General features: G+C 55.0%; 1 pseudogene. It reads left to right on the top strand.

Going from position 1 to position 429, the window contains the following annotated elements:
* Positions 1 to 168: 168 nt before the first annotated feature.
* Positions 169 to 429: pseudogene (locus HMPREF2572_RS11420) on the top strand (hypothetical protein); the annotation flags it as partial.

Raw genomic sequence — 429 nt, 5'->3', positions numbered from 1 at the left:
TCAGATATATCGGTCGGCTGCTGATGTTTCTTTGGTTTGCCGTTTACCCATACGCCGACGTGCCGCCTGAATGCGGCTTTGCGCTTACAGTTTGCGGATACGCCGCATTTCACATTTCCAGGTCGTCTGAAACGCCGTATCATGCCATTTTTTATTTGTCTGTCTGCCATGAATCCGCTTAATCTTCCTTCGGAATTGCCCATAGCCCGTTATCGTTTGCATTTCACGCTGACGCATGATTTGCAGCTTCCATCCTATGCGGCTTCGACCTTGCGCGGCGTGTTCGGGCATGCGCTTTTGGCTGCCGCCTGTACCTGCGACACGCCCCAAACGCTGCATCTTCCCGATTGCCCCTATGCGCAGATTTTCGAGCCGGCGCCTTGTGCCGACTTGCTCAGCAGCGTGCGCCAAAGTCCGCCGCCGCCTTAT

This window comes from Neisseria sp. HMSC064E01 (assembly GCF_001808875.1).
GTDB classification, from domain to species: Bacteria; Pseudomonadota; Gammaproteobacteria; order Burkholderiales; family Neisseriaceae; genus Neisseria; species Neisseria sicca_A.
The sequence above is the reverse complement of the archived record's forward strand: the minus strand, read 5'-3'. Positions and strand labels throughout refer to the sequence as shown.